The organism is Rhodococcus mengyinensis, from assembly GCF_048381435.1.
GTDB classification, from domain to species: domain Bacteria; phylum Actinomycetota; class Actinomycetes; order Mycobacteriales; family Mycobacteriaceae; genus Rhodococcus_F; species Rhodococcus_F opacus_D.
This window is the reverse complement of sequence record NZ_JBLWIT010000006.1, coordinates 21318-27698: the sequence shown is the minus strand read 5'-3', so window position 1 is coordinate 27698 and position 6381 is coordinate 21318. Positions and strand designations below refer to the sequence as shown.

The following is a 6381-nucleotide window of genomic DNA, read 5'->3' as shown; positions in this document are numbered from 1 at the left end:
ACGGTGCTCGACTCGAAGGGCATCGTGTCCAAGGATCGGCAGGACCTGAACGAGGTCAAGGTGGATCTGGCCGCGCGCACCAACCCGGCCGGCCGCCGCGGCGGCACCGCCGAAGCCCTCGACGGGGCGGATGTGTTCCTCGGGGTGTCCGCGGGCACGGTGCCGGAGGAGCTGATCGCCACCATGGCGGAGGGTTCGATCGTGTTCGCGTTGTCGAACCCGGACCCGGAGATCCACCCGGACATCGCCCGTAAGCATGCGGCGATCGTGGCCACCGGGCGCAGTGACTTCCCGAACCAGATCAACAATGTGCTGGCCTTTCCCGGGGTGTTCCGGGGTGCGCTCGATGCCGGTGCCCGCCGGATCACCGAAGGTATGAAGCTCGCCGCCGCCGAGGCAATCCTCTCGGTCGTCGGTGACGAGCTGGCTGTGGACAAGATCGTTCCCAGCCCGCTCGATCCTCGCGTCGCCCCCGCTGTCGCGGAGGCAGTCGCCGCCGCTGCTCGCGCAGAAGGCGTCACCGACTAGCGAGAATCCGTGCGTGGTTGACGAGTCTCTGCACTCGTCAACCACGCACGGGCGGCGGCCCTCCTGTCGTAACGTCGCAGTAGAGCGTAAGACCAGGAGGTCCACGATGGCTCCAGCGCGCATTCCAGTGTCAGGGCAGTCGCGGCGGCTGCACGCGACGCGAACAGCGAGATTCGGTCATGAGTGACCGGGCGCCGTTCCTGGTGACCGGTGTGGGCGGTGGTTACAGCAGTATCAGCCGGATGGTCGCCGAGTTGCTGCTCCGCAGGGGCGAGCCCGTGCGGGCGATGGTTCATCGCGATGACGGCCGCGCCGACGCACTACGGGAGCTGGGAGCAGACATCGTCGTCGGCGATCTGACCCGCCCCGGCGACGTCGATGCGGCGCTGACGGGCGTGACCCGGATGTTCTTCAACATGAGCGTCTCCGCGGACTATCTGGAAGCCGCCGCTGTTGTGTTGCGATCGCCGACGAGCGGGGCGATCTCGAGGTGTTGGTGAACATGTCGCAGATGACGGTGTCGCAGATGACGTCGACCAGCACCGACGAGTCCCGGCACCAACGGCTGCACTGGCTCGCCGAGCGCATCATGAACTGGTCCGGTCTGCCCGTCGTCCACGTCAGACCCACGGTCTTCCTGGACAATCCGCTGTTCACCGTCGTGGCGAGCCGTTCCGTCGCCGAACGCGGCGTCTTGGCCTTGCCGTTCGGTACCGGCAGGACCTCGCCCGTCGCCGCCACCGACGTCGCCCGCGTCGTCGCCGCCATACTTCAGGATCCAGCAGGACGTATCGGGCAGGTCTTCGAGCTGACCGGCCCCGCCGTCCTGGACATCGACGGCCTCGCCGATCAGTACACCCGAGGCTTGGGACAATCGGTAGCGGGATCCGATTTGCCCCACAACGACTTCGTGGAGTTGTTGAGCGCCGTTCCCGGCATCTCGTCGCACACCGTGCAACACCTCCTCACCGTTGCCACACTGCACCGCGACGATCGTTACAACCGGCTGACCACCGACGTCGAGGACGTGACCGGGCAGCCCGCGCAGTCGGTAGAGCATTACATCGCCGCACACCGCGAGCTGTTCTCGAGCCTGCCGCCGGGTAGTGAGGGCTGAGCATCGCCCCTACTTGCGCCACCCGTTCGAGCGGCGATCACGTGGCTCGCACCCACGACCTTGCGACGTCGCATACTGTGCCGATGATCCTGGAACACGCACTGCTGTCCGTGGCGCCCGAAAGGGTCGAGGAATTCGAATCGGCGTTCGCGCAGGCCGAGTCGATCATCTCGTCGATGCCCGGATTCCTGCGGCTGCGATTGTCACGCGGCCTCGAGCGACCGAATGTCTATCTCCTGCTGGTCGAGTGGGAAGAACTCGAAGACCACACCGAAGGCTTTCGGCAATCGAGCCGGTACCAGCAGTGGAAGGACCTGCTGCACCACTTCTACGATCCCTTCCCGCTCGTGGAGCACTACGCGCCTGTCCGCGAAGTGTGATTCGACGCCTCGCCGAGGCTGGCGCAACACGCGGACACCAGTCTGGTGGTGGCGGGGCTTCCGCCGTCACCGCAGGACGGGCACACCATCGTGACGGTCCGCGCGATTTCGTCGACGGTGACGGTGAGCGGCACGGCGCACTGGCGGCACCACCGGTGTCGTGTGACGGCGTTGACGTGTGTCGGCGACGCGACGCATTGGTGAATCCACCGTCGGTGCAGCGGGCACGTCGTCCGATCATCGGGGGACAAGGTTCGCGCATCCTCGGCGGCGTCTTCCCTGGCCAGTTGATCACGGAGCATGGTCGCGCAGGACCTTCTCACCCCAGACGAGCGGTGGCGGGCCGGTGCGGGACGGATCGCGTAGGAAGTAGTCATGGGGTCACCTCGACGAGATCGAACCGGGAGTGCAATTGCGCCCAGGTGGCCCGGCGACGGCCGTCGTGGGTGCGGTAACCGCTGCCCGGCTCCGGAACCCAGGTCCGCATCAGATCGTCACGAACCGCGGGACGGTCGGTGGGTTCGCACGTGTGCGCCAGCGCGGCGACCAACCACACCCGGGAGGTGGGGCTGCCGGCGGATACCGAGTGGGTATCCGCGCCGAGCGGGTTCGTAATCATGGGCCGTCCTCACGTCGGTCCCGATCGCGTTCCTGCACTCGAAAGAGGCTGGCCCTCAACGAGTTGCTGATCCGCGTGGGATTCTCTGTCTGACCTCATGATCCGCCGGCTAGGGTGTGATGCGTGTCTCATTTCCTGACACCAAGTGGTGCGGGCGACGTCAGATGTCGATGCCGAATTCCTTGATCTTGCGGTAGATGGTGGCCCGTGAGATGCCGAGAGCTGTTGCGGCGGCCTTCTTGTTGCCGTGGTTCTCCTCGAGGCTGCGCACGATGGCGTCGCGTTCGAGGGCTTCGATCTGTGTGAGTGTGTGTCGGCTCAGGGCTCGGCACATCGGGGGTAGCTGCTCGACCTCGACGACACCGGAGCGCTGACGCTGGACCACGTCGTGCAGAACCTGCCGGAGCTCGGTGACGTTGCCGGGCCAGCTGTACTTGCAGAGTTGGCGCATCGCCGCAGGCGAGAGAGACAAGTCCGCGCCGCGCCCGAGCTGTCGCAGCAAATGTGGTACCAAGCTGTGAAGATCGTCGATGCGATGACGCAGCGCGGGCATGGTGACGGTATGGCTGAAGTGGGGAAGGATCAGCGTGTCGAGGTCGGTGTTGTGATCGGTTCCGCCGATGGTCGCGCCGATCCATCCGGCGTGTTCGCGTCCTTGAACGAGGTCGGCGACAGTTCGCAGCTGCGACTCGCCGAGGAGGTCGATGTCGCGCAGGATGACGCTGAATCGATCTTGTCCGAGTTCCTGTTCGAGTGCCGGCAGGCCGGCGCTGTCGCCCGCGAGTTCGGCCACCGTGAAGATCCGTGTGCGGATGGGAATGTGTTCGATGGCAACAGCTTTGAGAGCCGATGCGCGGCCGCTTCCGGCTTCGCCGGAGACGGTGACCCACTGGTGTTCGCGCGCGCAGCGAGCGATCTGCTGGCAACTGCGGCGCCAGGACGCGCTGGTGCCGGTGATTCCGGGCAAGACGCGGATGCTCTCCAGAGCAGGGGATCCCGATGTGGGGATCTCCAGCAGATGTACGTAGAACAAGGCCATCTGCCGTCGGGCCCCCAGCCCGAAGTCCTCGACCGAGGACAGCCGGGCCGTCTGGCCGCTGGGCAGGGCGACGATGTGTCGTTGGGTGGCCGGAGCGCCGCTCAGGTCCACGGCGTGTTCGAGCAACGCACCCTGATCCTGGGCATCCAGTGCCACGCGTAGTTTTCGGTTGACGAGAACGACGTCGTCGCCGAGCGCCAACACCCCCGTTTGGGGTGACCGTCGACAGACCTTCAAATAGGCGTTGAGTAACGCGGTCTGGTCCGCACTGGCCTGTGCCAGGAGTCGCCCTTCGATCTGAGCCGTGGCGGATTTGGCGAGGGTGGCCAACAGCGGGCCACCGTCCTCTACCCAGCCGGTGAGATCGAGCGCGCCGACGAGGGCGCCGGACATCGGATGGGTGATCGGGACACCGGCGCACGCCAGTTGCCCGAGGCAGTCGGCGTAGTGCTCGGCGCCCGTCACCAGGGTGGGCTGACGGGTTTCGAGAGTGGTGCCGATGCCGTTGGTGCCGGCGAATTCTTCCGAGTAGCTGTAACCGGGTATCAGTTGGACGTCGTCGAGTGTGCGATTGAGTCGTTGGCTGGAGGTGATCCTGGTCAAGATCACTCCGTCAGCCGAGGTCAGGATGACGCTCACCGGTTCGTCGACCAGTCCGTCCGCGAGTTGCCTCAGGACGGGTTCGGCTGCCGCGACGAGAGGGCAGTCCAGATTCGGCTCTCGTACGAACGGGAGGTCGAGTTGGTCGGGGCGCACCTTGAGCGACTTCGATCGCTGCCACGAGTACGAGATGGGCTGGCGAACGGAGCTGTCGAGGCCGTCGTCGGCGAGGAACAGCTCTCGCGCCTTTTGTAGATCCTTGCTGGTCATGCTGTATTTACGCCCCGATTCTCCACCTCTCACGTAGTTGAGGGTACGTCGTCTCGATGTGAGACGGGTCTCAATATGAGACGGGGTGGCGGAGAGCCGGGATCAGGTCGGGGACGGCCGCACCGTCGGCCGGGATGCACTGTCATCGACGTGGCCGTTCGACGCAGAGGAAGGGGGATGAGCGGTTCGCTGTAGCCGCTCGGCGCACACGGCGAGAAGACGGTGCCGGAGGGTGTCGTCGAGGGGCGGGAAACGGCGTCCGGCCAGGACCTTCAGGCGCTCGAAGTACTGCGCCTCGGTCCACCCGAACGTGACGAAGATGTCTTCGGCGCTGCCGCCGCCGAACACTGCCCACCGGTTGCCGAATTCCAGGACGAGGTCGTCGTCCCGCTTCGATCGGACGTGTGGTTTCGTGGGTGTCATATCGCACGTCCCGGATTGAGAATTCCGGTGGGGTCGAACGCTGCCTTGACTTCCGCCATCAGGGACCTCTCCACCGACCCGATCATGGGTTCGAGGTAGCGGCGTTTGAGGTCGCCGACGCCGTGCTCGCCCGTGATGGATCCGCCCAGCGCCAAGCATCGCGCCACCATCTCGTCGAAGGCCTGGTGGGCCCGTTCGGTGGCGTCCGGATCTGCGGCGTCGAACACGATCGTGGGGTGGAGGTTGCCGTCGGCGGCGTGCCCGAAGGTGCCGATGAGGAGGCGGTAGTGGTCGGCGATGCGGGTAATGGCGTCGAGCATGTGCGGTAGCCGGGGCACCGGCACGGCCAGGTCGTCGAGCAGAGTGCTGCCGCGGCGCTCGAGGGCGGTCAGCGCCACACTGCGGGCCTGCATGAGGGCGTCACCTTCGGCGGGGTCGGTGCTCATGTACAGCTCGGTGGCCGCGGCGGCACGGCACGCGTCCGCGCTGCGCTGCGCTTCCGCCGGGGCTGCGTCGCCGTCGCACTGGATCAGCAGCAGCGCGCCGGCCGTCTGGTCGAGACCCATGCGGGTCATGTCGTTGACGGCCGAGATGGTGGTGCGGTCCATGAGTTCCACCAGGCTCGGGTCGGCCACCGCCTGAATCGCCATCACCGCGTCGACCGCCTGGACGGGCTCGGCGAAGGCGGCGACGACGGTGGCCGTGCGTGCCGGTGGTCGACGCAGCCGCATGGTCGCCTCGACGATGACGGCCAGGGTGCCCTCGGACCCGACCAGCAGTTGGGTCAGGTTCAATCCGGCGACATTCTTGCGGGTGGCGGCGCCGGTGTGGATGATCCGGCCGTCGGCGAGCACCGCCTTGATTCGGGCGACGTGGTCGCCGGTGACCCCGTATTTCGCGCAGCATGCTCCGCCGGCATTGGTCGCGAGGTTTCCCCCGATCGTGGAGACGGCGCGACTGCCGGGGTCTGGGACGTACCAGAGTCCGCGCTCCGCGGCCGCGGCAGCGAGGTCACCGTTGATCACTCCCGGCTCGACCGTGACGGTGCGGGACTGTTCGTCGATGGTGAGGATGCGGTCGAGTTTCTCGGTGCTGAGCACGATGCAGCCGTCGATCGCGTTGGCCCCGCCGGCGAGTCCGGTGCCCGCCCCTCTCGTGACGACCGGAATGCCGTACCGGTGGGCGGTTTTCAGGGTTGTCACGACGTGGTCGGTGGTCCGGGCGCGGACCACCGCGATCGGATGCCCAGAGGGGGAGAGCATCGACTGGTCGCGGGTGTAGGCGATCATGGTGTCGCTGTCGGTCACCACGGCATCGCCCAGTGCCGCGAGCAGACCCGCGACGGGACCGGTCGTCACCACGGTCATGCTTGTCCTTCCACAGTGTTGTATTCCGTCAGGTTGTG

Annotated in this window: 9 protein-coding genes; 4 read left to right on the top strand and 5 right to left on the bottom strand. The window is 66.4% G+C overall.

Annotation, left to right across the window (positions count from 1 at the left end):
* From ACNJ7E_RS00335 to ACNJ7E_RS00320, 4 genes are all read left to right on the top strand, one after another.
* Positions 1-528: malic enzyme-like NAD(P)-binding protein (locus tag ACNJ7E_RS00335; protein WP_418338719.1), on the top strand; the 528-nt coding region annotated here is incomplete at its 5' end.
* A gap of 179 nt (positions 529-707) precedes the next feature.
* The gene (locus ACNJ7E_RS00330; RefSeq protein WP_418338718.1) at positions 708-1028 is read left to right on the top strand and encodes an NAD(P)H-binding protein; all 321 of its coding nucleotides are present in this window, start codon (positions 708-710) and stop codon (positions 1026-1028) included.
* 2 nt (positions 1029-1030) lie between these two features.
* Complete coding sequence (locus ACNJ7E_RS00325; RefSeq protein WP_418338717.1) at positions 1031-1645, top strand: Rossmann-fold NAD(P)-binding domain-containing protein; 615 nt, start codon at positions 1031-1033, stop codon at positions 1643-1645.
* 83 nt (positions 1646-1728) lie between these two features.
* Positions 1729-2025 carry an antibiotic biosynthesis monooxygenase family protein gene (locus ACNJ7E_RS00320; protein WP_280784349.1) on the top strand — a complete coding sequence of 99 codons (297 nt, stop codon included), beginning with the start codon at positions 1729-1731 and terminating at the stop codon, positions 2023-2025.
* Here the strand turns inward: ACNJ7E_RS00320 and ACNJ7E_RS00315 are convergent.
* From ACNJ7E_RS00315 to ACNJ7E_RS00295, 5 genes are all read right to left on the bottom strand, one after another.
* Positions 2001-2402 carry a hypothetical protein gene (locus tag ACNJ7E_RS00315; RefSeq protein ID WP_418338716.1) on the bottom strand — a complete coding sequence of 134 codons (402 nt, stop codon included), beginning with the start codon at positions 2400-2402 and terminating at the stop codon, positions 2001-2003. The two genes, ACNJ7E_RS00320 and ACNJ7E_RS00315, sit on opposite strands and share 25 nt — an antisense overlap.
* Positions 2399-2644 carry a hypothetical protein gene (locus tag ACNJ7E_RS00310; RefSeq protein ID WP_418338715.1) on the bottom strand — a complete coding sequence of 82 codons (246 nt, stop codon included), beginning with the start codon at positions 2642-2644 and terminating at the stop codon, positions 2399-2401. The genes ACNJ7E_RS00315 and ACNJ7E_RS00310 overlap by 4 nt, the downstream gene beginning before the upstream one ends.
* Before the next feature lie 160 nt (positions 2645-2804).
* Positions 2805-4553 (bottom strand): sigma-54-dependent Fis family transcriptional regulator, encoded by a 1749-nt coding sequence (locus tag ACNJ7E_RS00305; protein WP_418338714.1) that lies wholly within the window; start codon positions 4551-4553, stop codon positions 2805-2807.
* 102 nt (positions 4554-4655) lie between these two features.
* Positions 4656-4976, bottom strand: a complete 321-nt coding sequence (locus ACNJ7E_RS00300; RefSeq protein ID WP_280784347.1) for a hypothetical protein — start codon at positions 4974-4976, stop codon at positions 4656-4658.
* On the bottom strand, positions 4973-6343 hold the full coding sequence (locus ACNJ7E_RS00295; RefSeq protein ID WP_280784346.1) for an FAD-binding oxidoreductase: 1371 nt from the start codon (positions 6341-6343) through the stop codon (positions 4973-4975). The genes ACNJ7E_RS00300 and ACNJ7E_RS00295 overlap by 4 nt, the downstream gene beginning before the upstream one ends.
* Between the last annotated feature and the right edge of the window lie 38 nt (positions 6344-6381).

What these genes read in the sequence shown, in the direction of transcription:
- ACNJ7E_RS00330 (WP_418338718.1), top strand. Translation starts at nt 708, where the DNA reads ATGAGTGACCGGGCGCCGTTCCTGGTGACCGGTGTGGGCGGTGGTTAC.
- ACNJ7E_RS00325 (WP_418338717.1), top strand. Translation starts at nt 1,031, where the DNA reads ATGTCGCAGATGACGGTGTCGCAGATGACGTCGACCAGCACCGACGAG.
- ACNJ7E_RS00320 (WP_280784349.1), top strand. Translation starts at nt 1,729, where the DNA reads ATGATCCTGGAACACGCACTGCTGTCCGTGGCGCCCGAAAGGGTCGAG.
- ACNJ7E_RS00315 (WP_418338716.1), bottom strand. Translation starts at nt 2,402, where the DNA reads ATGACTACTTCCTACGCGATCCGTCCCGCACCGGCCCGCCACCGCTCG.
- ACNJ7E_RS00310 (WP_418338715.1), bottom strand. Translation starts at nt 2,644, where the DNA reads ATGATTACGAACCCGCTCGGCGCGGATACCCACTCGGTATCCGCCGGC.
- ACNJ7E_RS00305 (WP_418338714.1), bottom strand. Translation starts at nt 4,553, where the DNA reads ATGACCAGCAAGGATCTACAAAAGGCGCGAGAGCTGTTCCTCGCCGAC.
- ACNJ7E_RS00300 (WP_280784347.1), bottom strand. Translation starts at nt 4,976, where the DNA reads ATGACACCCACGAAACCACACGTCCGATCGAAGCGGGACGACGACCTC.
- ACNJ7E_RS00295 (WP_280784346.1), bottom strand. Translation starts at nt 6,343, where the DNA reads ATGACCGTGGTGACGACCGGTCCCGTCGCGGGTCTGCTCGCGGCACTG.